This window comes from Kitasatospora sp. NPDC089913 (assembly GCF_044748625.1).
Classification (GTDB): Bacteria; Actinomycetota; Actinomycetes; order Streptomycetales; family Streptomycetaceae; genus Kitasatospora.
The window spans coordinates 55,665-82,122 of the sequence record NZ_JBIVGI010000020.1 but is presented as its reverse complement, the minus strand read 5'-3'; the positions used below and the strand labels follow the sequence as shown (position 1 = coordinate 82,122).

Sequence of the window (26,458 nt, the reverse complement as noted above, 5' to 3'; positions counted from 1 at the left end):
GTGCCGCCGTACCCGGCGCGCCCGCCGCGCACGGCGTGCCCGGCGTCAGACGGTCATGGATCGATCGGGTGCGGTACGGGGAGCGGTCCGGATCCGGTCGGCGATCAGCCGGCCGACGTTCCGCCCCTGCCGCACGGCGTAGTTGGTGCCCCGGTCCTGGGGGTAGACCTGGGCCATGCTGGCCAGGTAGAGCCCCGGCACATCGGTCTCCGTCGCCGGGATGCGGTCGGAGTAGTGCGGGGTGATGACCGGCTGGGCGTGATCGGCCCGCCAGACGTGGTGGCTCCGGACCCACTCGCGCCGGAACTGCGGGAACATCCTCCTCAGGTGCGGCAGGCTGGCCTCGAACACCGCGTCGTCGTCCATCCGGTACAGCTCGGCACCGGTCGGGAGGTAGGCGGACAGATAGACCAGGTGACGTCCGGCGTAGGCGTCCGAATCCTCGAGATTGGTGTGCTCGATGACACCGACGTACGGGAACGACGGGTCGGTGACGTTGAGCCAGTAGGTGTCGGACAGGGAACGGTCGTTCTGCAGCACCAGGCACAGATTGGCGAGGTAGGGGATCTCGGACAGCCGCCGGCGGACGGCGGGCACGTCCGGATGCGGCGGCGGCCCGACGGGGGCGGAGGCGGGGGCGGGGGCGAGGAAGCCGGCGAGCAGGTCCGGTGCCGTGGTGGCCAGCACCCGCCGTGCCGGCAGCACGCCGCTCCCGGTGCGGACGCCGCACACCCCGTGCTCGTCGGTGAGCACCTGCCGCACCGGGGTGTTCGTACAGATCCGCACTCCCAGTTCGGTCAGCCGCGAGACCCACGCGTCCAGCAGTGCGGCACAGCCGCCCCGCAGGTAGTAGAGCACCTCGCGGCCGCTGTGCGACCGGCTGCCGCCGCGCAGGTGGAGCTTGGTCCACATCCAGGTGGCGCCGACCTCGGTCGCGTACTCGCCGAACTTGCCTTCCAGCAGCGGACGCCAGACCGTCTCGTAGACCTGCGGCCCGCTCAGCCCGACCAGCCACTCCCGGGCCGTGAGGTCCTCGAGGTCCCGCCAGTGCTTCACCCGGTGGGCACGCACCGCGGACCAGCCCAGCCGGACCCGGCCGGGCAGCGGGAGGGGCGCGAAACGCAGCACGTCCCACGGGCTCGACAACCGGTACACCGAGTTCGCGTAGTAGACGCCGGTCCGGGTCCGGTGCGGCTGGAGCAGGTGGGAGCAGCCGAGTTCCGCGCACAGCCCCCGGACCTCCAGGTCGGAGGAGAACCAGTGGTGGTAGAACCGTTCGAGCCGGGCTCCGCCGACCTCGAAGGACCCCGCCAGGCCGCCGACGTAGGGCTCGCGCTCCAGTACCCGGCAGGCCACCCCGGCCAGGGCCAGCTCGTGGGCGGCGGCCAGACCGGTGAACCCGCCGCCGATCACCAGGACCTCGTCACCGGGCGCCGGGTCCGGGGTCCGGCCGCCCCGCGCTGCCGCGGCCGCCGTCGGGCCGCTCACGAGGCCGCCGCCCGCGTCGTCCACCCGGCCCGCTCCGGCCGCTCGGTCCGTGCTGTTCGCACCGTCCGTTCCGTTCCGCCCGTCCGTTCCGTCCGCTCCGTTCCGTCCGTCCGTTCCGTCCGCTCCGTTCCGTCCGTCCGTTCCGTCCACTCCGTTCGCTCCGTCCGCTCCATTCGCTCCATTCGCTCCGTCCGTGCGGCGGACCGGCCCGGCACCGTCTGGCGGACCAGGTACACGGGACGCCCGCGGGTCTGGTCGTACTCCTGGAACACGTAGTCCGCCAGCACACCGAGGCACAGCAACTGGACGCCCAGCGCCCAGGTACCCCGCGGTGCCGCGCGGCCGGTCAGGGCTCCGGCGGCCGCCGCACCGAGCACCGCGGCCGAGGCCAGCACCGGGAGCCGCGCCGGAACGGCGGAGCAGCTCATCAACGCCTGGTGCGCCAGGGCGAGCTGACGGCCGATGCCGTACTTGGACCGCCCCGCCGACCGGGGCCGGCGAACGTACTCCACCGTGGTCTCCGGGAAGCCGGCCCAGCTGATCTGGCCGCGGAGGAAGAGCCTGCGCTCGGGGAGGGTCGCGATCAGGTCGACCACACTGCGGTCCAGCAGCCGGAAGTCACCGGTGTCCCGCGCCACCGGCTGGTCGGCCAGCAGGTCCAGGGTCCGGTAGAAGGCGTAGGCGGACCCGCGTTTGAACCAGGACTCCCCCTGCCGCCGGGTCCGCCGGGCGGACACCACGGGCCAGCCCTGCCGCCACCGCTCCACCAGTTCGGGCACGACCTCGGGCGGGTCCTGGAGATCCGCGTCGATCATCACCACCGCGTCGCCGGCCGCCTCGCGCAGGCCCGCCAGCAGTCCGCACTGATGGCCGAAGTTCCGGCTGAACCGCACCAGGTGGACCCTGGGGTCGTCGGCGGCCAACTCCCGCAGCACTTCCCAGGTACGGTCCGTGCTGCCGTCGTCCACGAAGACCAGTTCGTGGTCGGGCGGCTCGTGGTCGGGGCCGACCGGACGGCTCATCACCGCCGTCAGCCGCTCGTAGGTCGCGGGCAGGACGGCCTCCTCGTTGAAGCACGGGACCACGACGCTGATCAGATACCGCGGACCGGGTACCGGGCCCGCGTTGTTCTCGGACATCACTGCTCCTTCGGATCCTCCGGGCGCGCTTCTCCGTCCGGAGGCGATGGCTGTGGGAGGTGGCGAAGGTGTGGGAGGTGGCGAAGTGTGGAAGGCCCGGGCGGCGCGGGCCTGACCTCGCCGGCGTCGAAGGCGCCCTCCGCCCCACCGCCGCCGAGCGGTTCCGGCTGTGGGGACCCGGTGATCACCGGTCCCGTCGATCACCGGTCCGGGGGGGTGGGAGGGAGGGCGGCGTACCGTCTCGCCGAGGAGACACCGCCGGACAGGGAGGGCATCCGAACCGCCACGGGCGTTTCGGGCTCCCAAAGGACCGTAGCACCGTAGTCGTCCCCCGGCCTGCGGAGCGACCGCCCACCCGCTGCGACCGACCGGTGCCGCTCCGGTTGCCCCCGGCCGCGCACAACCGACACCATCGAAGGTGGAACCGGTCGTTCCAGTGACACCAGGACCCTCCAGTGACACCAGGACCAGTGACACCAGGAAGGCGACAACCGATGGACGCCACGCCACAGCAGCCGCTGCGATACGCCGTCGGACTGCCCAACCGGCGCGAGTACGCCGACCCCCGGCTGCTCCGCGAACTGGGAGTACTGGCGGAACGGTCCGGCTGGGACGGCTTCTTCCTCTGGGACGGCCAGGTCGCGGAACACCCGGACGAGCACGTCACCGACTCCTGGACCACCCTCGCCGTGATCGCCGCCGACACCGAGCGCCTGCGCATCGGCGTCATGGTGAACGTGCTCGCCCTCAAGCACCCCGCCGAAGTCGCCCGCGCGACCGTCGCACTGGACCTCCTCAGCGGCGGACGGCTGATCTTCGGCGCCGGCCTCGGATCCTCCGCCGCCGAGTTCGAGGCGCTGGGCCAGGACCCGGACCCACGGGTGCGCGCCGAGAAGCTGGACGAAGCCCTGGACGTCCTCGACGGCCTGTGGACCGGCCGCCCCTTCACCTTCCGGGGCCGCTGGTTCACGGTCACCGACCTCACCTTCCGGCCGGTGGCCCCGCAACGCCCCCGCATCCCGGTCTGGATCGCCGGCACCTGGCCCGCGCAACGCCCCATGCGGCGGGCCGCGCACTGGGACGGCGTCTTCCCCACCCGGGCGGGGGTGGGTCACACCGAGATGATGCCCCCCGCCGACCTGGCAGCCGTGGTCTCCTACGTCCGCGCCCAACGGCCCTCCCCCGAGCAGCCGTTCGACGTCGTCATGGAGGGCCGGACGTCCGGCGTCCACCGCGCCGCCGACGCGCTCGTCGTCGCCCCGTACCGGGCGGCCGGCCTCACCTGGTGGGTGGAGAAGCTCGGCTGGTTCAGCGGCCCGGTCGACCTCGTCCGCACCCGCATCGGAGCCGGCCCGCCTCGCCCCACCGCCCCGTGATCCGATCCCGCCCGCGCCCGACCGTGACCGCGCGCGACCGTAACCGCGCGCGGCACCCGGGTGGCACAATGCGGGAAGGTGCCTGCCCAGCCGCCGAGGGAGCAGCAACGTGACGCAGCCCGACTCCGTCGACCCGTGGAGCTCCTTCCTCTCCAGCGCGCAGGGCCCCCCGTCCGGGAGTTCCGTCCAGTCGGGCGCCGCCCTGGAGGGCGCACCGCTGTCCGACAGCGCCACCGAGTTGCTCCGGGCGGTCGCGGCCTCCGGCCCCGTCACGGTCGACGGGCTGCGGGAGCGGTTCGGGTTCAGCGCCCTCCGGATGGCGCAGGAAGTGATCGTCCTGCGAGACCTCGGGCTGCTGGAGGTGCGGACCCAGGACGGCGAGGACTCCCTCCGGCTGACCGAGTCCGGCACCAGGTTCGCCGCCCGCTGGCTCGGCTGACCCCGCCGGAGGCGACAGTGCTCGGATACCTGGTCGCCTGCGGCCTGGCCCTGCTCGTCGGCCTGGCCGAACTGGTCTCCCGCTACCGCGACCGGCCGGCCGCCCTGCTGCGGGTGCCGAGCGCCTGGACGTACGCCGCCATCAACGCGGCCTCCGCCGGCAGCGCGCTCTACCTCGCCCGCACCTTCGACTGGACCTTCGGCGCCTCCGGAGCGAGCGGCGTGGCCGCCACCCAGGTACTGGTGGCCGCCTTCGGATCACTCGCGCTCTTCCGCAGTTCGCTCTTCACCGTACGGATCGGCCAGCAGGACATCGGCGTCGGCCCGAGCACCGCGCTCACCATCCTGCTCACCGCCGCCGACCGCGGCGTCGACCGGGCCCGGGCCCGCGAGCGGTCCCGACAGGTCGCCGCCATCATGCACGGCGTCTCCTTCACCAAGGCCCACCTCGCCCTGCCGACCTTCTGCCTCGGCCTGCTCCAGAACAGCCCCGCCACCGAACAACAGGAACTCGGCACGGCCGTCAGGTCCCTCGCCGGAAGCACGATGACGGATGCCCAGAAATCCTTCGCCCTGGGCCTCCTGCTCATCAACATCGTCGGAGCCCCCGTCCTCACCAACGCCGTCGAGGCCCTGGGCCCCGAGATCACCACCGGCTGACGGCCCCTGGTCCATGCGGAAAGCTCCCGCCTCCGTCGTGATCAGCGACCGTCCGAAACGCACCCCGACCGCCACGACGCGCCCGGCCCCGTCGAAGTCGACCTCCACGGTGTCCCCCTCCGGAAGGTCCGCGCCGATGCCCGTCCTCGCTCCCACCGTCGCCGACAGGGCTGGCGATCAGACGGCACTGTCCCGTCGGGTCAGCAGACAACCCCGCATTCGCGATCTGAGCGTGCTAGCGTGACAGACAGTCATACGGTCCGCCGGGCTTCCGATATCTGGACATGCCCCCACCCGTAACGGAGTTCCTTCATGCTGCCCTCGCGCATGTCCGCGAGCGCTTCGGCTATGTCCGGACGCGCCGCGCCAGATCAGGTCCTGCTCTACGCCCCTTGTGTGACACGGCCACAGGTGTTCTCTTCCCGTCTTCGGAAGATTTGAGCGGTGAGCTGTGGCGCAGGCCAGGTCCGTGCGCCGGCTCTGGCAACCCGGCATCATGCATCGCCCACGTTCGGCGCCGCTGAGCGCCTACACACGTGGCCTCTCCAAAGGACTTCCGTGCTGTCCGTCTACACTGCCATTGGCTCTTCCCTCCTCGCTGTCTCGACGATCGTCCGCGTCATCGTCCGGGCTCGACTGACCCGGCAGATCGCCAGCGAGGCACTCGCCGACTCCGATCCCAAGGACAGGCCTGAGATCCTCAAGGCCCTTCCCAAATGAACGAAGCTGCTCCCCCGTCATCCGTTTTGTTACTGTCTCCCAGCCGGCCGATCCACGAAGCCTGCCCCAGTAGCAAGGAGGAGACAAGTGCTGTATCGCGGTCCCGCGTCCCTCCTGGCTGCGCAGGCCCTGTCCGGGAATCTCGTGTCAGCAGTCGAGCAGGGCTCGCTGCTCCTCCGCGGGCACCAGCCGAGTCAGGCCGAGAGGCACATGTGGAAGCGCGGGCTTCCAGGAGTTCTGAGCGTTCTCCTGGAAGCCGGTCTCGGCCAGGTCGAGGTGTTGGTCGACTATGACCTCCCCTTCGCCAACCGGTCGGCCGACCTCGTGCTGGCAGGAATTCATCCGGTCACCGGGGATCCGTCCTACGTAGTTGTCGAAGTGAAGCTGTGGTCGCAAGTCGAGCCCGATGGAGAGATCGCGCACCTGTGCCGAGTCCCCGGCCTCGCGCGTCCTCTGCTCAACCCGATCGAGCAGGTGCGCGGCTACTGCTCGTATCTGGCGTCGTACAACGCGGCGCTGGCCGACCGTCCCGAGCGGATCTCGGGTATTGCGTTCCTTCCCTACGTCACGGAGTTCGCGACCGAGGAAGCTCTCGCCGTGAGCCCGAGCTCCAACCTCGCGATGTTCACTGGCGGGCAGCGACCGAGCTTCATTCACCTTCTGCGTTCGCTACTGGCCCCAGCAGACGGTGCCGAGTCAGCTGATCTTCTTCTGTCTGCGAAGATTCGGCCAACACCACAACTCGTGTCGGTGGCTGCCGCCGAGGTACGCGAGGGTGAACAGTTCGTCCTGCTGGACGAACAGCGGGTTGCGTGTGAGGTGGTGCTGCACGCCGTGCGGCGGGCCCAGCAGACCGATCGCAAGGAGGTGGTTGTGATCACTGGCGGTCCGGGCACCGGGAAGAGCGTCATCGCGCTGTCGCTCCTGGGCGAGATGTACAGGCATGGTGTTGCGGCTCTCCACGCGACCGGATCCAGCTCCTTCACCACCACGATGCGTCGGACGGCCGGAGCACGAAAGCGTCAAGTGCAGGAGCTGTTCAAGTACTTCAACAGCTTCATGACCGCCGAGCGCAACGGACTCGACGTTCTCATCTGCGACGAGGCACATCGCATCAGGGAGACGTCCGCGAACCGCTACACACGCGCGGCCCAGCGCACGGGAAAGTCCCAGATCGAGGAACTGATCGACGCCGCCCGAGTACCGGTGTTCCTGCTGGACGAGAACCAGATCGTCCGGCCGGGCGAGATGGGCACAGTGGACCTGATCCGCGCCGCCGCCGGCGCGAAGGGCCTGGATTGCCAAGTGATAGAACTCGGCAGCCAGTTTCGCGGTGGAGGCAGCGACGCCTACCTGCACTGGGTGGTGCGACTCCTCGGGCTGGAGCCAGGTGGCCCTGTGGAATGGGAGCCCGACGGCAAGGTAACCCTGGAGGTTGCCGACAGCCCCGAAGAGCTGGAGGGGTTCCTCGACGCCCGGCGCGTGGAGGGGTTCAACGCCCGTATTACAGCCGGGTACTGCTGGAATTGGACGACGAAGATCGCACCTGGCGATGCGCTTCCTCTGGACGTGCGGATCGGTGACTGGGCCCGGCCGTGGAACGTGTACGGCGACCGCTCGATCGCCGGCGCCCCGCCGGCCGCCCTGTGGGCCACCGACCCGGCCGGCTTCGGTCAGGTCGGCTTCGTGTACACCGCCCAGGGCTTCGAGTACGACTGGAGCGGCGTCATCCTCGGTCCGGACCTCGTCTGGCGCACCGACCGGTGGGTCACCGACCGGACGGCCTCCAAGGATCCCGTGTTCCGCAGGTCCACCACCGACACCGACATCGACCGCCTGATCCGCAACACCTACAAGGTGCTGCTGACGCGAGGAATGATCGGCACCGTCGTGTACTCGACGGACCGGGAGACGCGCACCAAGCTGCGGGAGCTGGTCACCGGGCAGCGGGCAGGACGGATCACGACGGAGCAGAGCCCCCCACGGCCGATGACCACTCACTGATTCCGGGCAGGGCACACGGCGCCGTCCAGTCTGCACGGTCGGGAACGGCCATCCGAAACGGAGCCGAAACGGCACACGGTCGCCGGGGTGATCGCCACCGGCCTGGGCGTGGCCGGCATCGGCGCGGGCCAGATCATCGAGGACGCGGCGGGCCCCGACCGGGTCCACATGGAGGGGAACGGCGGGGGCGGGGGCGGCGGCGCGGGCGAGGTCCGCACCCAGCCGTCCAGGGCCCCCGACCCCAACGCCACGCCGCAGGGGTCCACCACCCGGATCAACCCGGAGGACGCCGCCGAGAACCGGCTCGCACTCCAGCGCGAGAACGAGTCGGCGGAGATCCTGGCGAAGCAGGGCTACCACGTCGAGCAGAACCCGTCGGTCCCCGGTCCGAAGAATCCCGACTACCGGATCGAGGGCGAGATCTTCGACTGCGTCTCACCCAGCAGCCGGAGTGCCCGGAACGTCGGTTCGAGGATCGAGGAGAAGGTCCTGGAAGGCCAGACCAGCCGGATCGTCGTCAACCTCGCGGATTCCCCGGTGGAGGTCTCGGCCCTCAAGGCCCAGCTCCACGACTGGCCGATCGAAGGGCTCCAGGAGGCCGTGGTGATCGACCGGCAGGGCAATATCCTGCACATCTACCCCTAGCGCATCCGAACGGATCCCAGCCATGTCGATCTCCCACAGCTTCAACCTGGCCACGCCACTGTCGGTCGCCGAGGTGGCCGACGTGCTGGACGACGTCGCGCGGGGCGCCGGACTGTTCGATGCGACCACCGCCGCGGCCGACCTGCTCACCGACGGCGTCGTCACCAGGTACGGCACCTGGATCCGGGTCTTCGCCCCCAACCCCAGGCCGTGGAACCCACTGGTCACCGATCTCCGCATCACCCCGACCGTCTCGGTGGCCTTCCGGCTGGACAAGACCACCGACCTGTCGGGACAGGAGGACGACGTCGTCCGGGCGGTCGCGGGCCTCCTGGACCGGGTCCCGGGCGACGCGGTGCTCCAGTACCACTACGAGATCATCTGGCTCCTGCGACGCGGCGGCGAACTCAGCCTCAACGAGCGGGACGACCTCTGGCCGCCCGACCGCCTGGCCCTCGTCCCCCGCCCCTTCACCCGCGAGACACACGTCTTCTCCGACGAGGACTGATCCCGCACCCTGCGCACCGACGTCGACGGGGATCAGAGCAGGCCGAGCGCCGGCATCAGGCAGTCGACGGCGAAGACGGTGTGCATCGGAAGGGGCCCCTGCCGAGGGTCTGCCCCGCTTCTCACCATGAGGAGACGAGGAGCCGAGCAGACCGTCGACGTCCCGTGCCGCGAGCCCTGTGGAACCGATGTGGTCCCCCGGCCGTGGGCTCCCTACGAGGGGCCGTTCCAGCCGGACCCGCCCGGACGGGGCATCGGTAGCCACGGCTCCGGCAACCCCGCGGGCGGCGCAAGGGTCGTGGTGCACCAGTTCATGGTCCGGCAGGCCCGTCGGGCTTCGTTCGCGTGAATGTGACGCCCTCTCAGCAGACTTGACTGCCCTGCCGCCCAGGGAAGGCGAGGCTGCATCAGCGCCGGCACCAGCCCTTCGCGCCTCGCCGGAGGTCGACCTGGCCCCTTCGACAGGCGCCCCCGGAGGCCGGCAGGCCGGCAACCTCGCGCAGGTGCGAACGCGCGCCCGCCGCGCACGGTTACGGCAGGCCTTCGGCCGATGGCTGCAGTCCCCGACTGGCCCCCAGCAGGATCACGGCGCGGCGGCATCGCAGCCGCCCACCACCTGTCGGGCCATCAGCAAAAAGGCCGCTGATCTGGGATTTCTCCCGATCAACGGCCTTCCGACTTCACAGTCGGGACGACAGGATTTGAACCTGCGACCCCTTGAGCCCCCAGCCAAGTGCATTCACTTGCAAGCCAATCGGCCGCCTACGAGACGGGCCCCAGGCAGGCAGTCACCTTTGCTTCCGAGCGACAGAGTTGAACCGTCAGGGTTGCCGGCATGGATCACACTGGCTGACGGAGGACCAGTTGTGGCAACGGCCAGAGATGTCCAACTGCGTCCACATGTGTCCACCGGCAGCCAAGACAGCTGGTCCCAAAACGGTCCCAAGGCCCGGCATCAGCGCCGGACACGCCAAGTAGCGGCCTTCTGCCTGCCATGCGCTATAGGCCGGGGAGGCCTCCCGCGACCTCGGACCTGCGGGTTCACCTACCGCGATGCCCCCACGCGGTGAATTCGGTCCACCTACCCACTGGCTACGTGCCGTGGTCCAACGGGCAACGTGTCGTCCCGCGCGTGTCATCGGCTGGCCGGCCACAGCGTGCTTCGCGCCCCGCCTCTCGCAGGGGCGCCCGGACGCCCATAGGCTGGGCAGCCGCCCACTTCTTCCTGCGTCGTTCCGGGCGCGCCCGCGGTAGACCCAGTTCTGCAACGTACTCGGCTGGACGCCCAAGGTCCTGCGCGACGCCCGTGGCCGACTTGCCGGTTCCGTCACGTACTGCCCGGCGTGGAACCTCAATCGGCCAGCACTCCTGTCTCCTCCAGAGCTCGACGAGGACGGGAGCCGGCGGCACGAATCTTCCAGGCAAGGCACCAAGGCGGACGGTCGATCAGGTCGGGACTGCGGGTACCACCTGCCCCCGGTGGCCTCGATCAGGAGGCTCTGGGTGCTGGGGTGCCGCTGATACACAACGTTGATCTCCCTGGAGGCGGCCGCTTCGCTGAAAGGCAGGGCGATTTGCCGGGCGACTGCGCCTCTGAGCGCGTCGGCAAGCCCTGCCTCCAGATCGACAACGCGTAGGCCCTCGACGATTCCGGTCCCTGAATCGACGAGCAGCATGTACGCGGGGAAGGGGTCACCCGCTCTGCCGGGTACTCCGACGACTCGATCGCGCTGCCGGTGAGCCTCCCAGGGCGAGTCTCCCCAACCGAGCGACTCGGGGTGGCCGCCCGGTCGCGTCGGTGCTTCGAACCGGTAGCACCACATGAGATGTCTGTCTCCGGGAACGACCGCGAAGGCTGCCGCGCCGGTGTTGAACGCTAGCTTCTCGCCGGTCGTGAGGCCATCGAACGCGTAGATGATCTTCACATACGCGCTACTGAGCACGAGATTGGCCGCAGATTTCGGCCAGTTGACCTGCTTCGGGTAGGGGCGCCTACCACTAGCGAGTACCCCATGATTCATCCTTTCCCCAAGAACCGATCCTCTGGCCTTAGACGTTCGGTTGCGCAATGCTGTCGCGGCTTGACACGGAGCCGCTCGGAGACAAACGGAATCATCTCTCCGGGCAGCTCGCTGCTGACCTACTGCCCGCCGGACGCAGTCTTCGTTCCTCCACCATGCCGGGTCACCCGAGGACGACACCGCACACGGACAGCGCCATGAGTGAACGCCGGGTCGGTGGACTTACTCGCCCACACGTAGGCCTCTCCAGGCTGGAGCTGCGCCATCTGCTCCGAGCGCAGCCCGGCGAAGGCGGTGTTTGCCTTCTGGAGGTGCTTCAGCCAGGCGGGTGAGGTGAACTTGTGCAGGATAACGTGGTCGGAAAGCTCAATCAGAGAGATCGGCACTGAAGGCGGATCCTGGCTGGCGACCAGGATGCTCATGCCCTTGTGCCGCATCTCGCGGACCGTCTCGACGAGGCCGGCGACGAGGTCGGGGCTGTCGATGTACTTGTGCGCTTCGTCGAAGACGACCAGCTTGTTGAAGTGTTCGTCTCCGTTACGGGCTTCGGCGAAGAGCTGCATCAGGACGAGAAAGAGGCCGAGCGCCTCGTCCTTCTCGATGTACTCGTCGCGAAGGTCAACGATGATCAGTCGCCCGGGTCGGATGAGGCTGGTGAGCTGCGCGCTGTCGTCAATGTAGTCCTCGGCCAGCTTGAGCCGTTCCAGAGCCAACTGCTTGATGTGGTCGGGCATGCCGGAATCTGCCACACCCTGCCGGATGACGCCGAGGCTCAGGTTGTTGCGGTTCGACCGCATGATGCGGGTCAGCTGCCGGATGTACGTCGACTGGTTTCCGACCGCTCCCATGAGGAAGCGCCAGTGGGATGCCTGGAGTTCGCTGGAGGAGAAGGCCAGCGGCCGGACGTCGATGCCGGGGAACTGCCTTTGGCGGTCGGCGACCTGATCGTCGGGGGCGAGCAGCAGGACGTCCGATAGCGCCTGAGGTTCGGCTCCGTAGCGCTCCTTCAGGACCTCCAACTCCGCCCGGTCATCGTTCGGCAGCGCCATGGAGGTGAATTCAGGGGCGTAATCCATGGTTCGGCTGTAGTGGAACACCACTGTCGCGAGGGGATGAGGAAGCTCATTGACTGGCGGTGTGGGCAAGGACGCCATTTCAATGATGCTGCCCAGGGTGTAGCTCTTGCCGCCGCCTTGTACGCCGAAGAGGCTGATGGTGTGGGTCTCGTCGAGGTCGACCGCGATCTTCCGCCCGGCCGCTTCACCGAGTACGCCGTACTGCAGGGGAGGACGAGTGACGCCGAGGAAGATCTCGGGAGCTCCCCCTTGAGGAGCCGAGCCCGGCGTCACTGGGGTGGGCTGGGCATCGATGGTCGGGGCATCATGAAATCCGCGCCGGTCGAGGACCGTCTCCATTCTTTGCGGAGCTTCGTCGTCGTCGAAGGGAAGAACGACCGGTGAGGCAACGTCGGGAATGGCGAGCGCCGAATCGGGTACTTCTGCCACGGGCGTGGGCTCTGCATCCGAGCCGTCCGCACGGTGAGACTGCCCATGTCCGGTGGAGGCCGCGGGAACATCGTCGAGCACAGAGGTACTCTCGCCTGCATCCGCGGTTTCCATTTCGCCCTCTCCGGTCCGGTTGCTCACCGGTTCCCCGGCGTCTTCCGCGTCAGGAGCGCGGAAACCCGCGTCAGTGAGCCGTGGCACAGCCAGCTGCAACAGGGCCAAGGTGGGAGCGGTAGCATCTCCGCCCGCGTGCAGCCCGTCCTCCTCCTGCGCCTCAACAGACGCATCCGTCAACACAGCGACGCCCGGCCGCTCGGTGGGAATCGCGTTGATCAGCTCGGTGATCAAGTCGCGACCGATCCGGTGATACTCCACTCCGTCTTCCGACTCGCGGTCGGTACCACTTCGGGCGAGGTCGAAGATCAGGCCGCTGCGCGTGAAGTCGAGGCGGTAGCCCTCGTCGAGGCTGTCGAGGAGGGCGTGAGCCGAGACCCGGGGCGCCTGACCCATGGTGCCGTGGCGTGCCGCGCGCTCCAGGTAGAAGCGGAGCATGGAGCCGAGGGCAAGGTTCTTGACCGGGCGGTCAACGCGGTCCGGAGTGGTGCGGGCAGAGTCGAACGACTCGGCCAGGATACTCTCGCTCTGTCCCAACTGCTGGGCGACCTTGGCCTTGAGGCGCTGGTAGGCGCCGATGTCGTCGAGTGCGGTGTAGCACTTGACCTCGACGAGGCGGCAAGTGACTGTCCGCGTCGGCGCGTTGAGGTGGAAGAGCGCGAGGTCACTGCGCTGGAAGGAGAGCGAGTCGCCGAGTTCGCGGGCCTGGCGGCGTACTTCGGCGTACAGCTCGGGGTGTGCGTCGAGCGGGACGACAATCTGATTGTGGAGCGCGTCCTGGTAGTCCAGGTAGAGCCGAGCCAGGGAGAGGCCGAGGACTTCGGTGCGCTGGTTGGGGGCGGTGGAGGCCAGCTTGAAGGCGAGGTTGCCGGAAAGCAGGCGCAGTTGGTCGAAGAACGTGTTGAGGTGCCGCTCCTCCACCTCGATCCCGTGCTGCTGGGCGGTCGGGCCGAGCAGGGTGCGCAGTTCGTCGACCGAGTTCGAGCTGACCATGATCTGATGGCCGAGGCCGCTGCCGAGCGGCGGAGCGTAGTCGATGACGTACTCGGGGCGGCCGTGCTGTCCCGCGTGGTCGAAGTACTCGAGGCCGAGGGTACGGTCGATGGTGACGACCCAGTCGCTGATCTGATGCGCTTGGTAGAGCAGGGCGCGGTCGTCGTTATCGAGGGAGAGAACGGTGCAGGGCACGTTGCGGGGCGCCTGCCCGGCTGTGGCCACGTTGGCGGCCGCACTGGCGAGCAGGCCGGGCAGACGACTCAGGAGGGTCGCGAGGTCTTCGGAGTCCTCGGTGGGCAGGGCGGTTCCGTGGCGCGGAACGGTCCGCCAGACGATCTGCTGCTCGGTGTCCTCGTACGCGGCAGAGGTCACCTGGACGAGTCCGTGTACCGGCGCGTTGACGATGTCGTGCCGCTTGACTGAGCTGTGCTGCTCACCCCCGAAGGCATCGATGAGGACGGCCAGATGGGCGTCGAACTCGCTGGAAGGCTCTCTGAATTCCTCGACGGAGCGGACGGAGTAGACGAGCTTCGCGTTCCGGGTATCGCCTGCCGCGTGCAGGAAGGCTTCCGCCTCGGCCGAGGAGATCTGGTTCTGGGCGCTGAGCAGTTCATCCAGCGCCGCTCCGGTCTCCGGGGCCTCCGGGTCGGTGACGCACAGCCGGATGTCGTACGTGAGGTCGCGAGTGGTGGTGCGCCGTTGGAGTTCAAGGAGGGCGTCGGCGACGACTTCAGCCCGGCCCGCATTGACGACGTTCATGACGAGGGTGCGAACGTAAGGGTGCAGGCGTACGTAGCGCTCCATGCGGTCGGCCAGGGCCGTGCCGGACAGTGCACTGGAGCCACCTGCCATGAGTGCGCCGGTGGTGGGGAGATTCAGCGCGGCGGCGAGCCTGCCGAGGAGCCCCCGGGGGTCGGCGGTCTCGCTGGGTAGGTAGGCGCCCCAGTACGGGGTGAGATTGTCCGTGGCTGCCATGAGGCGTCCGTCCTGGCGCGGGATCGCGAAGGGGAACCCGAGCGGGGAGAGCGCTTCGAGGAGAGAGTCACGGGCGGAGATGATGCGGCGCTTGTCCTCGCCGCTGAGTCGGCCGGTCCACTCCTGGCCCAAGGCGGACCAGGTGGCCAGCCAGAGGGCGCGTAGCGGGTGGGTGGGTGAGGCGAGCAGGACGGTGTCGCGTCGGCCGAGGCCGTCAGTGAGGGTGACGGCGACACAGTCGATCTGCTGGATCCGGGCCAGCGCCACGAGAGCGGCGCCGCGTGCGTCGTCACCTGCCCGCTCGGCCTGGAGCGACTGGGCCTCAACCAGTTCGGCGTACGCCTCGGCGTAGGAGGCGAGATCATCGCGCACGGTCTCGAAGTCGACGGCCTCGCTCACCAGATGCTCAGCCGGTTCCGTCGTCTCACCGTTCCGACCGCTCACGGCGGCGAAGTAGGCACTCCGTGCAGCGAGGAAGACGTCGTACGCATCGGCGGCACGCCCGGTCAGGTCGCCGGCCATGTCGTCGTCATCGCAGGCGGGCATCTCGGCGGTGCCGTCGGGGTTCAGCACGAGACGGCGCAGCGAGGTGTCTTGAGGCCGAGCAAGCAGATCCTGCTGGGCCTGTACGAGCAGGGGGGAGAGGCGGATCTCGGCGCTGCCCGCCGGATGGATCCTGGCGTTGAGGGCCCGCTGGGGGCTGCGCAGAGTGGTTGCCTTCCACCGGACGTCGTTCAGCGTGACGCGGGTCGGGTCGTCTCCGGCGGCAAGGGCCTCAAACTGCAGGGACCGGAGCGCTTGGGCGACTCCGTCGTGGCGGCCTGCGCTGCGCTCCGGCGGCTCATCGGTCTCGGCGTGAGGAATGACGTAGAAGCGCTCGCTCTCTCCGCCCGCCTGTTCGTGGGCGCTGGGAGCGACATCGAGCGCATCACCCGACCCGTCGAGCGGAGTGACCCGGACGTAGTGCCACCCCTCCTCCCAATCGATCTTGTTCAGCCGGGTCAACTTGACCTTGTACTCGGGCTTCGCCCGAGTGCCCTTCCCGATGTGGGCCGCCCTTCCGATCGGCCCGCCGTTCTCCGAGACGATCTCCACGCGGAAACGTTCGAGTCCGTCCACCTTGAGCGGGGAGGGCTGGACGGCAAAGCGCGCCGTCAGCTCGCGTGCACCCTTCTCACCCGCGCAGAGGTAGGGCTGGCCGATCATCGCCTGGAGTGCCGCATTTTTCCTCAGCTCCTCGGCGCTGTCACCAGCGGCGGGCAGCCCGAGCTCGCGCACGTCGATGGCGACGGTGGCCCGCCGACGTTCGTCAATGCGCCAGTTCCCGAAGGAGAGCCCCCAGTTCTCGCGGTCGACAACGACACGGCGGGTCCACGCCACCGGGTCCTCCAGACCGCAGCGTGTGGCGAATCCGGCGAGCTTGGCGGCGAATTCGGCGTCGCTCAGGCCGAGGTCCAGGATGCGCTGGCGTTCCGAACGGTTTGACGATGTCAGCTTGTCGACCAGTACCCGATTCTGCTCGACCCGGTCCTTGACGGCTGTGGGGTCGGCGTACAGGCCGAAGTCGGGGACGAGACCGAAGTGGTAGATCGCTGCACCGGAGACCTGTTCGCGGTAGCCGTTGGTCTGGAGCGTCAGCAGGTACGTGGCGACCGCGCGGTCGTTCATCCGCCGGTCGACGTGCTTGCGGAGGGCGGCAAGCAGCTCATCGACGCCCTGCCGCAGCCGGTCCGGCACCTGCTGGAGGAGGTGGTCGGCCAACTGGGCGTACGCGTCGCCGAGCGGAACCTCCTCGAAGGTCGCGATGCCGAAGGAGTCCTCGGCGCTCACCCGTGTACCTGGTGGCACGAAGACAAGGAGCGGCCCGGGGAGGATCCCCTCGTTTTCCGTACGATTGCGGAGCTCGACCAGTTTGGTGCTGGTGACGGTCACGTCGTGGAAGGGTCGGTCCTGGGCCAGGTCGTCCGTCGGCCCGAGGACGCAGACGGTGGCGGCGGGGCCGAGCGCCCCTCGCAGCCGGCGCACCAGGGGCGCCGCCAGTTCGGCCTCCACCTCGGTGACCCGCATACAGTGTCCGGCATCCCGCTCCCCGACCAGCTTGGCGAGCCTGGGGACGAGGACGCCTTCCAACGCTTCGCGGAGGTCCTTGGCCGTGGGCTCCGTCAGTCCGGTGGTGCTGTTGCTCATCGGGCCGCCGCTCCCGTCGTCGCCTCGGCCCCGATGGTGTACCGGGGAGTGATGGTCTGCGTCAGATAGGCATCGGACATGTCCTGGTAATAGCCGATCTCGCGAAGCCGGTTGAGGAAGGCCGCCGCATTTGCCCGCAGGGCGACCTGGTCGTCCAGGTGGGCGCCCGTGAAGCCATCGGTGTCCGGCAGCTGGTCGATGTGAAGCCCGTACCGGTCCCGCAACAGAGCGAGAAATTCGTCCACCCGCATCGGTGAAGTCCGCAGATTTCCGGTTCCGTCGCTGCCTTCCCTGAGCAGGGACACCTGCAGGAGCACCTCGAGAAGGCGGGCGTCGAGGACGAACCGGCGGGCAGAACTCCTGCCGTTGGAACGCCCGCCGCGCGGCTGAGCAATCAGTGCACCAGGACGGTGCTTGAGGAGCATCGTGTCGAGGCACTCGATGAAGTAGTTGCGGTAGTGACGCCCCTTGTAGTGCATCAGCATCTCGATGTATTCGTCGAAGGGGTCGAGGCCGAGCTGGGTGATCTGCTTCAGTTCGGCGGGGAGCTCCTCCTCCTCCTCGTCCCGTACTCGGTTGACGCGCTGCAGGAAGAAGGCGTCCCGGTCCTTTCTGTACGACTTGCCGAGCCGCTGCAGGGCCTCTTCCGGGGTGAAGTAGTTCCGCCCGGCCGGGTGGCTCAGCTTGGTGGTCTTGAGTACCAGGTGATCGGAGAACTCGTCGAGCTTCTTCACCTGGTAGGTCGCCTGAATGAAGCGAGGGACGCGTCGGTACCAGATCTCCGCGCTGCGTTCGGCCAGCGCGGCGACCGGGGTTCCGGGCACTCCTTGGACATCGAGGAAGAGCCGTACTCGGTACGGGCAGCGGTCTCCGACCTCCGTGGCCTCGTGGCCCTTGCGGCAGGCGGCTGAGGCGGCGCCGGCCTCGACCACTGCAGGCAGCAACTTCATCATCCGCAGGTGGTAGAGGGACAGGTGGAAGGCGAAGAGGACCTTCAAGTAATCCACGAGGACGGTGCGGGGCATGTGCTCCTGGTGGTACAGAAGCCGCATGACGTCCTGGCAGAGCTGCCGCGCCGGTTCCGCGCACAGCGGCGGGTAGGGCCTACGGGGCCGGCTGGTGTCGGCCCGGTCCTGCATCTGCTTGCCCGCTTGCTGCACGAGGTGGAGCAGTGCCTGCGTCTCCACGTCGGTACCCGGACCAGGAGTGATCTCGCCGGTGGAACGGTCCACGTCGGAGAAGAAGAACTCACGGAGGCTCTTCAATGCACCCTCGTCCTCCGCGAGCATCTCGTACAGCTGCTCGTCGGCCCCGTACGGGCGGGACTTGCGGCTGTTGCGGAAGCGATAGGTGAATCCGTGCAGCGGCCGGGGGCCGGCCACAGCCTCGGTCACCTTTCCCCGGTTGACCAGGTCCAAAAGGTGCGTGGACATCCAGCGGGTGGTGGTCTCACGGTCGAAGCCGTCGAACACCTCCGGATGCTGCAGGAAGAGCTTGACGAACACATCGACGTCGAGGGTGTTCGCCCGGCTGATGATGCTGGGCATGCCCCCGTGCCACAGGCGGGCCAGGAGCGCGGTGAGCACGCGGTCCATGTCCAGCGCCTTGTAGTCGATCCGGCTGACGCCAGGATGGGCGAACGTTCCCAGGGATCCGCTCAGCGCCATGTCGTCTCCTCCACCCCGGCAGCGTCCGCACTGGGCTGGTCACCATGCTCCGTACGAACCGTCAGTTCTTCCATGTGCAGGACGGAGTCCTCAGTGCGGTGGATCCGTCGCAGGTCGTGTCCGTGCATGGTAAGGAGGACCTCCTGGTACGGGACCGCGGCCAGCCGGTTCTTGAAGACGGCGAGGGCGAGCTGCTGCCCCTGCAGGTCGGTGACCGAGGGCCGGTAACCACGCTCGAAGCGCCTGAGCAGTTCGAACAAGTCCAGTCGGATGTCCAGTTCGGCCGTGCCGCCCTGGTTGCCGACCGGGTCCCGGTAGCTGAGGCGCAGCGAGGTGCGGCCGGATTCGATGTACGGCGAGGCCGGGGTCGCCCCGGGCTCGAGGCGGAATCCTTCGGCGGGGAACCGGCGGAAGCTGCGAATGGTGCCGCCTGGAACCTCACGGACCTTCAGCGCAAGCGCGTCGCCGATCCGTTCGGGTGAGACGAGCCCTTCACCGCGGTTGAGCGCCCGCAGAATACTGTCCCGTTCCTCGATGCCGACGTCCGCGGCGCGGGAGAGCAGCTCCATGAAGCGCAACACCGAGGGGTAGGGGAGCATCCGCTGGGCCCGCTCCTCGTCGTGGAGCTCGAAATACAACAGACGGCGGGCCGCGTCCACGTACCGACGGTGCGCGGCTGCCTGGAAGGTGCGCTCGGTGACCGATCGGCCGAGCTGCGCGAACTCCTGGCGGAGCAGGACGCGGTCGCGGTCTCCGCGCCCGTCGACGGTGACCAGCGCCCCGTCCTCGAGCAGCCCGGCGTAGTCGAGCCGCCGGTCCAACTGAGGCTGGGGCACCGCTGCGACATCAGCCTCACGCAGCAATGAGAGCAGCCGGTCACGTTCCTGCGGGGTGCCGTCGGGAGTGGGCGGGCAGCCCAGGTGCGCAGAGAAGTAGAATCCGTCCAGGATCTCCTGGGACTCACCAGCCACGTACAGCTCGTGGATCTCGGCGCAATCTCGACCCGAGGTGAGCGTGTAGGCGAGCGCGGAGCGCAGGTCGCGCAGCGTGATGTGGAGCTTCCCGCGCAGCTGGGTCAGCTCATAGATACGCCGCAGGCGCCGCTTGGCCTGGGGGCCGGCGGCCGGGTGCCGGAAAGTCTGGGCGTTGTGCCGTGCGTAGCAGACCGCGGCAAGGTCGCAGCTCTCGCAGTTCTCCCAGAAGCGGTCGCTCGTCATTCGGTCGAGCATCCGCTCCAGGAGCGACTCCCCGTCCTGCGGATTCCCGTCGGCGTCGAGCGGACGAGCGGCGACATCGCGCGCGTTGAGGTTTACCACGGCGACCGCCTGCCCCGTGGCGTTCCCCACGAGACCGAGGTTCGCCAGCTTGGCGAGGTGTGGGAAGCGGTCATGGTGATGGCTGAGGAAGTCCACCAGCCGGCCCTCGTTGATGGCGATCAGCCGCGTCTCACTCCCGACCGGCCAGGCCGTGTCGTCGGCCCCGGCGAACGGTGCGAAGAACTGCTCCAGGACGTCGTCGCCGCTGGTATCGCCCTCGTCCTGACTCCCGTCGTGATTGGTGCGGAACCGGTGCCCGGCCAGCGTGAAGTCGGTGCCGTTGGAGCGGGGCAGCCCGAACTCGGCGCCGAGCTCGCGGGCCTGACGTTCGAAGCTCTCCAGGAAGGCGGTCTTGCCGTCCCCCGCGTTGCCGGTCACCACGACCAGCGCATGCCGGCCTGCCCGAAGCGCGGGAACGAGCTCGCGGTCCAGAGCCGTCTCGACGTAAACCGACATGGAGTGCGGGTCGAGGCCACGGGTGCCCCGGTTACTGCGGCGGCTCTGGCTGTAGAGCGTCTGCAGATGCGCGACGAACGGGTTGCTGTTCAGCTCCGACAAGGTGCGCTGACCATCGGCGGTGACCGTCGGCAGCGCGGGCGGTCGCTGTTCGAGTACGGGCAGCGGCCCCGATGCGGGAGCGACGCGCGCCGACTCCAGCGCTTCCAACGCGCCGAGCAGTTCCTCGGCCGTGGTGAACCGCTCGCCCCGGTACGGGGAGATCGCCCGAAGCATGATCTCAGCGAATCCGGGCGACAGGTCACCGAATCCGCTGAACGCGGTGCGCGGATCGATCGGGCGCACCCCGGGCGACGGCTGTCCGACGCCCTCCCAGGGGTACTGGCCGCCGGTCAGCGCCTCGTACAGGGTGACTCCGAGACCGAACAGGTCCCGGTCGGTGTACCCGGTGCCGTTCGCGGGGACCTGATCGAGGTCGGGCGGGGTGTAGCGCGGACTGGTGTAGCTGTGCCCCTCGGAGGAGTCCGAGGTCTTCGCGATCCCGAAGTCGATCAGCTTGACGCCGTCGTCGGTCCACAGCAGGTTGCTCGGTTTGATGTCGCAGTGCCACACCCCGCGCTCGTGAATGTGGCGGAGCCCGCGGGCCGTGTCGATCGCGAGCCGTAGCACGTCCGCCGCGCCCATCCGACCGCCGCGGATCACCTCGGCGACGTCCTTGCCGTCGACGAACTCAAAGACCAGGTACGGGTATTCGTCCGGTGGAAGCAGCCGGTCGGCGTCGACCATCGCCACCACGTTGGGGTGCGGAGCGTGCTGTAGCCGCTGCAGCACGTCCGCCTCGCGGCGCAGCCGCTCCAGGACGGAGTCCCGGTCGCGAAGGACCAGCTTCACCGCCCGGTCGACGCTCCTTATCGTGTCGTAGACCCGGTAAGCCACTCCGAACGACCCGGGACGCCCGAGCCGGTTGCGCACCAGATACTTCGTGCCGAGCTGGAAGTCGGCCGGGAGCTCCTTGAAGAACTCAGGGCCGCGCGGACCGTTCGCTGCCTGCGGTGAGGGACCCTGCGACCGTGCGGCAGACGAGGAGGAACCGATCCGCTTGGCCGGAGCGTTCCGCGCGCCGATGACGAGATCGAGCCGCCGCAGCGCGTCGACGGCGGTCGGCCTGTCGTCCGGATCGGTCGCACACAGCTTCTGCAACCAGTGCGCCAGCTCGACACGGACCTGCGCAGCCTCCAGACCGCTGGCCGGCAGCCGCCCGGCCGCACCGGCCTGTTCGGTCGCCGAGGTGAACGGCAGCTCACCGGTGAGCAGTTGGTAGCCGATGACGCCGACGGCGTAGATATCGGCCTTCATCCCCATCGCTGCGGGGTCGGCGTGGCACTCAGGCGCAAGGAACGCGCGGTCGGCCGCCTGGTGCGCCTCCTGCATCACGGTGTGCGCACGGCGCTGCGCGGTCTTCGCGTGCTCGAAACCTGTCAGCATCGCCCGGCCGTCCTGCGCCATCAGGATGTTGGACGGGTTCAGCTCCCGGTGCGCGATGTGCCGGTGGTGCGTGTGTGCGAGACCCATCAGGATGTGCCGGATCGTTCGCAGCTTCGCGTCTGCGGTCAGTGGGTCGGCAGCCCCGGTCAGGTGCAGCGTCAGCGCGTGCCCGGGCACGTCGTCGTAGACGGTGACGAAGACACCCTCGTCGTCATTGGGGAAGAAGTCCCGCACGCCAACGATGTTCGGGTGCGGGGGCAGCTTGCCGAGCGCCTCGTACGCGATGCCGATCCGCTTCTGCTGCAGCAGCCGCTCCGCCTCCGGGGCGTACGGGTCGGCCTTGCGGACGGAGAGCCGGACCGTTCCCGACCCCTGCGGTGCGATGGCGTTCTTGGCCCGGTACTCGCGGAGGATGCCATCTCCGCTCTCCTCCGGCGAGGTCTCGCCGAGCCGCTCGATCACCTCCCAGTTGCCGAACCGCAGTGGGCCGGAAGGCGGTCGCGACGAGCCCTGGATCGTTTGCACGATCAGCTCGTGGTGTGCGGAGATCTCCGTGTCGAACCGGTTGGTGGAGGTGGGGACGCGGCTCACGTCCGCGAGCCGGGCGATCAGGTCGGGCAACGTGACGGTGTCGCGGGCGTCCTGCTGTCTGGGCGACCGGTCGACGAGCAGGGCGTCCGGCGCAGGCAGCACCACGAGGGCATCGGTGTAGATCCGGGACAGCTGTCGGTGAGCCGTCTCCAGGATAGTCTTCAGCTGCCTCGCGTGCCCGCGTAGCTTCGGCAGCGGAGAGCGGAACGGCGCCCGGCGGGACGGATGCCACTTCCTGCCGTCGACCTCGATGCGGCCCCGGGTGCCCTTGACGTCGATGACGAACACGGCATGCCCGGTCACCACGACGAGGTCGACCTCGAACAACTCGTTCTGGTGGTGCGGAATTTCGACGGAGTGCAGGACCGTCCAGTCGTCGGGGGCGTGATCCCGCAGGTGCGCGATCACCCTCCGCTCGGCATCGTTGACGGCCTCCCCAACTGCAACGATCCTGGCACCCATCAGCCGGCGGCCTCCTCGATGGCGGTGGTGAGCAGCGCGAGGGCTTTGTCTTCAAGGACGTCGGCGCGGTCGCGCTTCCTGTAGGCGCCTCGGACAGTTTCGGCGATGCGGGCACGGTCAGCAGAGGGCGCAACTGGGATGTGCAGTTCACGCAGGAACTGCGGGTGATATTCCTGCTGCTTGCCTCCGACGCTGAAGGAACGAAGGGCGCGGAATGCTGCCTCCGAACGGAAGAAGGCAAACAGGTAGGCACCGGAAACCTCAGGGTCACCGCTGACGAGGCGGACGTAGTCCTGGCTGTATGCGTGCTCCAGCCATGATCCAGTCACGAAGATCGATCGGCTGTACACCTCGTTCTCACCGAGGGTGCCACGCGCCGCGATCAGGATCGTCTCATCAGTCACCCGAATGTCGTCGGGAGCCTGCATCTCATTGATCCAGCGCCCTTCCGGACGCAGCCAGAAGGACTGACGCTGACCGATGAGACGGACTCCATGCCCCGGGTCGCTGTCGATGCGCCTGAACCGGGCACCTGTCCGCAGGGTTCCCCTCTCACAGATCGAGCCGAGCGATCGGCCGGACACCGACCCCAATTTCTCGATCAGTCGCTGAGCTCGCGGCGCGAAGTTCAACGCTCGTAGCGAGGCCGACCCAATGCTTGCAATCTCGAACCCAAGATCGCGTTCCTGCTGGTGCCAGCGCATCTCATTCAGCTCGGGTAGCCCGTTACTCTCGAAGAAGTCCTTGGTCGCTGCCACGAGGTCCGCCTGGTGCTGTGCCCGTAGCCGCGCACTGCTCTCGATCAAACGGTGAATCGTCCCTTCGAGATCCGCGCCGAGTCGTGGTACCGGAAGCCCCGCGATGTGATGCGGCTCAATGTGCTTCACTGCCGACCCATACACCGATCCGCGCACGAGCGACTCACCGAACCGGCTGAGCAGAAAGGCGTACAGATACCCGGACTTGATCTTCTCCGGATCGGGCTCGACCTTGAGAGTGTCCTGCGACGACCAACAGTCACCCATGTCGGGCCGGACGTACGCCCTTCGGCCAGCATTGAAGCCTGAGCACGAAATGAGTGTCATCCCCGGCTTGAGCCGGAGGTACGACAAGGTCGCCGACTCCGCATCCGACTTCCGTAGCCGCGGCAGCCCGGTGAGGTCAGCCGCCATCATGTCCTTCGTGCCGAGGAACGGCACGCTGTGTTCGGGGGCCGTGAGATAGACCCTGCGGAACATGGGGCCATTGAAAATTCCCCCGTTGTGACCATGTGTCAGACTCACCAGCGGCTCCGTGTTAGGCAGCCTTTCCAGCAGCTTCTTGGTCTTAAGCGAGCCCGAGACATACGGCGAGGCATCCAGCCTTAGCCCCTGGTCCGCGAACCAGCTCGACATCACTGGGCTGGAGGGGTCCGCGATCTTCACGCGCCCACCCCCGCGATCTTGCGCATGTCCACGCCCGGCACCGGATGCTTGACCCGAAACTCCCGGTACTTCTCTGCGATCACCGGAAGGTCGTTGTCGATGACCTTCTTGCTGCGCTTCAGCGGCCGGGTCACCTCCTTGCCCCGGAACCGGAGCCGTTCCATCACGACCTCCGTCTCCACGACGATGTCCCCGTTCGGCTTTCGCTTGTACAGGTCGTTTCCGCGCCGGTCGAAGCCGACCTTCTCTGCGACCGCCATGAAGACCGGGTACGGCTTTTCCGTCCCCATCCGGTGGTTGCGCACCTCCTGCTCGGTCTTCCGCTTCAGGAAGAGGAGTGTGGTGAGGATGTTGACGTTGGCGTCGACGACGAACGTCTCCACCGGCAGTTCGACGCTCGCGAGCACCCAACAGCGTTCCAGGATGTACCGGCGGATCGCCTCGTCGGTCGGCCCGGGGTTCGACAGGATGCCGTTGGGCAGGACGATGCCGATCCGGCCGCCGGGCATGACCCACTCGATGGCCCGCTGGATGAACAGCTGCTCCGGCGCCATGCTCGTCGGCGTACTGGTGATACTCGCCTCGACCTCGCCGGTCTCCTTGTTCCGACCCCACGACTTGGCGATGCCGTCACGGAACGAACCGAGGACCGACTCGTCACTGACCGGGATGTCCGCCCCGAACGGCGGATTGGTCAGCAGCACGTGGACGGAATCCCCCAGCGGAACCTTCTTTTTCGCCGGCTCCACACCGGCGAGGTGCCCGCGCGGAAATGCGAGGGAGTCCATGTGGAAGACGTTGCCGGTGGTCTGCGCGAGCGTCATGATCGCCATGGTCGTCGCACGTACCAGGAACGGGTCGAAGTCCGCGCCGACAAGGTGCTTCTCCGCGTACGCCTTGAGCCGGTCACCGTAGCGCTCGCGCTCCTCCTCGGTGTCTGGGAAGCCCAAGGTGTCGGCCTCCTTCTTCCAGCTGTCGCGCAGGTGCTTGAGCGTGGCTTGGAGGAAGCCGCCGGTGCCGCACGTCGGGTCGAGGACGGTCTCGTCCTCCTGGGGATCGAGCATCTCCACCATCAGATTGACCGCGCCCCGCGGGGTGAAGTACTGGCCCCGGTCGCCGCGCAGGTTGGTACCAACAAGCTCCTGGTACGCGATGCCCTTGGCGTCGACATCGGTGCCGGTCAGGTCGTACGGGGCGAGCTCACTGACGATGAAGGCGAGCGCGCGGTCGGACAGGGTGATCTCGTCGCTCGGCTTGAAGACTTCCTTGTACTCGGTCTTGACGTCCTCGAAGAGCCCCTTGACGCGGGTGCTGATGGCGGCGCGTCCGTCCTCTTCGAACATTTCCTTCAGGCCGGTACGGAACCGTCCCCGCCCGGTGCCGCGGCTGACCCGCTCGTCGTACATCTTGGAGAACAACAGGTAGAGAAACTGCCAGAACGCGGCGTCCTTCGGCATGCCCTCGTTGCCGTGGATGTAGTTGTGGCAGCGCCGGAAAGCGATCTTGAGCATTTCCGGGTCGGCCTGGCGCAGCCGTTGGTGCGAGGCGACCGTCCGGCTACCGATGGTGCCGTCGGCGACCTCCCAGTCGCTGCGGTCCTCGAAGGTCACCCCGAAGTCGCCGACCACCTTCTTGAGGAAGAAGAAGTCGACGCCGTCGGTCCACATTCCGTCCGCGCAGTCGGGCCGGTCCTCGTTGCCCATCAGCTCTTGGAGCTCGGCAAGGTCCTTCTCCGCCTGTGCGGGCTCACGGATCTTTACGACGTTCTTGCCGCGATTGGGCTCCTGCTTGCAGACGACGACCCGGCGCAGGTTCGCCGTGGTGTGTGGCGTCCCGGACTCGAAGATCGCGATGTCGGCCTTCTTCGTCCGCTTGCGGGGGGCACCTTCTTCGCTCACCGTGACGGAGAAGTCGCGGGCCATGTCGTGGGGGTCGATGCCGTGTTCGTGGACGAGAGCCCGGGCGATGCGCTGCCGCACCTTCTCCTTCGCCGTCTCCTTGATCGCGCTACCGCTAATGTAGTCGACGACCTGGCCCTCTTCCAGGGCCGTGACCTGGGGCTGGGTATCTTCCGCCGCAGGCTCCGCACCGTCCTCGTGCTGCTGCGGGATGCCCAGGTCCAAGGTCAGTTCCTTCATCGGTGTGCTGCTCTTCTTCCTTGTGCTCGTTGGTGCGGGCGACGGCCTGGTCAGCCAGCGCTGCGGGTGCGCGATCAAAACCGCCACCAGTGATCCTACGGCCGGGGCGGCATGCCCGACTGCGCTTCCGGCCGAGCCACGATC

General features: G+C 68.1%; 14 protein-coding genes. 7 read left to right on the top strand and 7 right to left on the bottom strand.

What is annotated here, in order from left to right:
* Window positions 1-45: 45 nt before the first annotated feature.
* Window positions 46-1,512: an NAD(P)/FAD-dependent oxidoreductase gene (locus ACIPYS_RS27075; RefSeq protein ID WP_400750601.1), complete on the bottom strand. Its 1,467-nt coding sequence runs from the start codon at window positions 1,510-1,512 to the stop codon at window positions 46-48.
* Window positions 1,485-2,627 carry a glycosyltransferase family 2 protein gene (locus ACIPYS_RS27070; protein ID WP_400750598.1) on the bottom strand — a complete coding sequence of 381 codons (1,143 nt, stop codon included), beginning with the start codon at window positions 2,625-2,627 and terminating at the stop codon, window positions 1,485-1,487. The genes ACIPYS_RS27075 and ACIPYS_RS27070 overlap by 28 nt, the downstream gene beginning before the upstream one ends.
* A 494-nt stretch (window positions 2,628-3,121) precedes the next feature.
* On the opposite strand from ACIPYS_RS27070, the gene ACIPYS_RS27065 reads away from it, so the two are divergent.
* The 7 genes from ACIPYS_RS27065 (at window position 3,122) to ACIPYS_RS27035 (ending at window position 8,978) form a co-directional block, all read left to right on the top strand.
* Window positions 3,122-4,003, top strand: coding sequence for an LLM class flavin-dependent oxidoreductase (locus tag ACIPYS_RS27065; RefSeq protein ID WP_400750595.1), 882 nt, complete (start codon window positions 3,122-3,124; stop codon window positions 4,001-4,003).
* A 109-nt stretch (window positions 4,004-4,112) separates the two neighbouring features.
* Window positions 4,113-4,442, top strand: coding sequence for a hypothetical protein (locus tag ACIPYS_RS27060; protein ID WP_400750592.1), 330 nt, complete (start codon window positions 4,113-4,115; stop codon window positions 4,440-4,442).
* Window positions 4,443-4,459: 17 nt separating this feature from the next.
* Window positions 4,460-5,101, top strand: a complete 642-nt coding sequence (locus ACIPYS_RS27055) for a hypothetical protein (protein WP_093859902.1) — start codon at window positions 4,460-4,462, stop codon at window positions 5,099-5,101.
* Between the two features lie 558 nt (window positions 5,102-5,659).
* Window positions 5,660-5,821 (top strand): hypothetical protein, encoded by a 162-nt coding sequence (locus tag ACIPYS_RS27050; protein WP_400750588.1) that lies wholly within the window; start codon window positions 5,660-5,662, stop codon window positions 5,819-5,821.
* An 87-nt stretch (window positions 5,822-5,908) separates the two neighbouring features.
* Complete coding sequence (locus ACIPYS_RS27045) at window positions 5,909-7,825, top strand: DNA/RNA helicase domain-containing protein (protein WP_400750585.1); 1,917 nt, start codon at window positions 5,909-5,911, stop codon at window positions 7,823-7,825.
* An 87-nt stretch (window positions 7,826-7,912) separates the two neighbouring features.
* Entirely contained in the window at window positions 7,913-8,470 is a 558-nt protein-coding gene (locus ACIPYS_RS27040; protein ID WP_400750582.1) for a hypothetical protein, read from the top strand.
* 22 nt (window positions 8,471-8,492) lie between these two features.
* Entirely contained in the window at window positions 8,493-8,978 is a 486-nt protein-coding gene (locus tag ACIPYS_RS27035; protein WP_400750579.1) for a SitI3 family protein, read from the top strand.
* Between the two features lie 2,139 nt (window positions 8,979-11,117).
* Here the strand turns inward: ACIPYS_RS27035 and ACIPYS_RS27030 are convergent.
* From ACIPYS_RS27030 to ACIPYS_RS27010, 5 genes are read right to left on the bottom strand one after another with little or no spacing between them, the layout of a single operon-like run.
* Window positions 11,118-16,775, bottom strand: a complete 5,658-nt coding sequence (locus ACIPYS_RS27030) for an ATP-binding protein (protein ID WP_400750576.1) — start codon at window positions 16,773-16,775, stop codon at window positions 11,118-11,120.
* On the bottom strand, window positions 16,772-18,442 hold the full coding sequence (locus ACIPYS_RS27025; protein WP_400750573.1) for a hypothetical protein: 1,671 nt from the start codon (window positions 18,440-18,442) through the stop codon (window positions 16,772-16,774). The genes ACIPYS_RS27030 and ACIPYS_RS27025 overlap by 4 nt, the downstream gene beginning before the upstream one ends.
* Window positions 18,433-22,752: a protein kinase gene (locus ACIPYS_RS27020; protein ID WP_400750569.1), complete on the bottom strand. Its 4,320-nt coding sequence runs from the start codon at window positions 22,750-22,752 to the stop codon at window positions 18,433-18,435. The genes ACIPYS_RS27025 and ACIPYS_RS27020 overlap by 10 nt, the downstream gene beginning before the upstream one ends.
* Window positions 22,752-24,176, bottom strand: coding sequence for a restriction endonuclease subunit S (locus ACIPYS_RS27015; RefSeq protein WP_400750566.1), 1,425 nt, complete (start codon window positions 24,174-24,176; stop codon window positions 22,752-22,754). The genes ACIPYS_RS27020 and ACIPYS_RS27015 overlap by 1 nt, the downstream gene beginning before the upstream one ends.
* Window positions 24,173-26,401: a restriction endonuclease subunit M gene (locus ACIPYS_RS27010; protein WP_400750563.1), complete on the bottom strand. Its 2,229-nt coding sequence runs from the start codon at window positions 26,399-26,401 to the stop codon at window positions 24,173-24,175. Before ACIPYS_RS27010 ends, ACIPYS_RS27015 begins: the two co-directional genes overlap by 4 nt.
* Window positions 26,402-26,458 lie beyond the last annotated feature (57 nt).

Bases quoted from the DNA above. Each gene is read 5' to 3' on its own strand.
- ACIPYS_RS27070 (WP_400750598.1), bottom strand. From the start codon at position 2,627: ATGTCCGAGAACAACGCGGGCCCGGTACCCGGTCCGCGGTATCTGATC.
- ACIPYS_RS27065 (WP_400750595.1), top strand. From the start codon at position 3,122: ATGGACGCCACGCCACAGCAGCCGCTGCGATACGCCGTCGGACTGCCC.
- ACIPYS_RS27035 (WP_400750579.1), top strand. From the start codon at position 8,493: ATGTCGATCTCCCACAGCTTCAACCTGGCCACGCCACTGTCGGTCGCC.
- ACIPYS_RS27030 (WP_400750576.1), bottom strand. From the start codon at position 16,775: ATGAGCAACAGCACCACCGGACTGACGGAGCCCACGGCCAAGGACCTC.
- ACIPYS_RS27025 (WP_400750573.1), bottom strand. From the start codon at position 18,442: ATGGCGCTGAGCGGATCCCTGGGAACGTTCGCCCATCCTGGCGTCAGC.
- ACIPYS_RS27020 (WP_400750569.1), bottom strand. From the start codon at position 22,752: ATGGGTGCCAGGATCGTTGCAGTTGGGGAGGCCGTCAACGATGCCGAG.